The organism is Candidatus Saccharimonadales bacterium (genome assembly GCA_035457485.1).
Lineage (GTDB): Bacteria > Patescibacteriota > Saccharimonadia > Saccharimonadales > EFPC-124 > DATIBO01.
Map to the genome: position 1 here is coordinate 1 of DATIBO010000003.1, position 2,063 is coordinate 2,063.

Sequence of the window (2,063 nt, forward strand, 5' to 3'; positions counted from 1 at the left end):
TGAGATAGATATACACAAGTATACATGATTGTATCCTCCTCACGTAAGCTATGAAAAGAGATTCCATTAGTCTGTTCCTCCGTGGTAGTTCATACGCCTACACTTTGCATACGTCTGGAAGCGGATAACCAGTACAGTCAGCCTATTGGCCGATACACTCCTAGCGTTTCAAGCTAGTGGATTCACATCTCAGCTCAACATATCACCGAGGCCAGCACTCCTCATAGCCCTATCTGACTACTACGCTTTGCCTATGTAGCGATATGCCCGTAGCTCAAGAGATGGACTCCGAGCGTACACTTTTTTTGCGAGGTACACTTACACACAGCCAGTTTTATCCTCGACAAGTCTATTAGCGTATATGCGTTAGTCGATAAGATTATGCGTGGCGACTAAGCTTATCTCGATGGCTATTACGCACTTAGATTTGTCACTACGGCAGTATTCTCTATGCCTGTGTGTTCGTGAGTCTCTTCGAGAGTCTAGTATTGCTACTAGACTCCCTCGAGGGATTCTAGGCAAGCTTGAAAGTAGATTTAGTCTTAGTAGTCTTAGTCGCGCCATATGGCTTAAACGCTAAGCTCATCTTGCCGTAGCGATAGTTAAATATCGCCTCATGTCCGGCAGGAATCTGGTTAGCTTGACTTGCTCTCTCTCGCACAATAGCCTCGAGTTCTTTACGTCTATTCGAGGCTTGCTGATTTAACTCAACCATGCTCTGGTAGAGTCTCTGAGCTTGTGCTGGTAAAGAGTCAATCTCGACTACAAACCAGTCTAATTTCTCTTGCTCTGTATTCTCGATCATGATATCCTCCAGAGAGCTTGAGTCTACGTGCACTCTACTCTCGAGGAGATTCACGAACTAGAGCTATTCAGTTGTCAAGGATCTCGAGCAGAGAATCGAGAATAACGCTCGATTGGCCGTGCGTTGGATGGTGTACTCGTGCCTTACGAGCATACATTCCTGCACTCAGCGTTATGCTCGATCCCATGCTCGAGACCGTGCGTTGCTCGCTACGATTACGCGTAGGAGCGTTAGGTCACCTACCAGCTCGAGTCGCTAGGCGACGCATTCGACGAGCTGAATCGGCGAACGGCCAAACCCCCTGCAATCGGCATGCCAACGGCATTTTGTCGAGGCTGTGACGAACGCGTTCGGGTCTCCTACGCATTCGACATCCCGACGAGGTGAAAAGTGTCAAAATGGTGTCAAAAGTGTCAAAAATGTCAAAAGATCGTCGACAAAAGTGTCAAAACAGTGTCATTGTCGTACGCGTACGGTCTCGACGATAACCTGTCTCACAAACGTGACACAAAAGGCAAAGAAAAAGCGAATTTGTCGACGCTATTCACGAAAATGTGACACATTCTCACGACGGAGACACCAAAAAACATCAATCGGAACAGGCGCGTTCGAGCGCCAAACGCGTACGAGACATCGACGGGGACATGGACGACATGGCGAGAGCGTACCGAACGTGCGGGCGAGCGTGTGCGTGCGTGTGTGCGCATGTGCGTGTTCGAGAGGCGAAGAAACCTGCAGTGAAATCTGAAGTGAATAGTTGAGCTTCCCAGCGTCGGAGTCTAAAGGGTGTGACTGCTAAAGTTAAAGTGTTTACTTGAGGTACTTTCCCCCCTTGAAGTTTCGCGCCAGGCCACATTTAGCCTGCCCCACACTATATAAGCATGCTTTTCATCTCTAAAAACCCGCAGCTCTACAGCTCCTCGTACAGGAAGGTGGTCGTACGTTTATATATGTATGCCTGTATACGGGCGTAAGTACGTAAGAGAATAAAGAGATATACGAAATGTGTCTAATTCTTATACGGGTTGTGGAAAACCCGTATTAGTATATTTATTACTACTGGCATCAAACCTGTGGAAAACTCAATAGGGGTTGACGAAAAGTGTCAATACATGTTAATATGCAAAAAGTCATGACAAACTTTCTAAGGGAAAGGGACAACAAGGACACACAAACAGGTACGCAATGTACCGCCAGCCTCTTACGTCCCTTCCCTTTTGAGCTGTATGGTTACTCAAGATGAACTTAACAAACACCC

1 protein-coding gene is annotated in these 2,063 nt (G+C 47.1%); it reads right to left on the reverse strand.

The window, feature by feature from the left end:
* Window positions 1–514: 514 nt before the first annotated feature.
* Window positions 515–805 (reverse strand): hypothetical protein, encoded by a 291-nt coding sequence (locus VLA77_00035; GenBank protein ID HSE28969.1) that lies wholly within the window; start codon window positions 803–805, stop codon window positions 515–517.
* Window positions 806–2,063 lie beyond the last annotated feature (1,258 nt).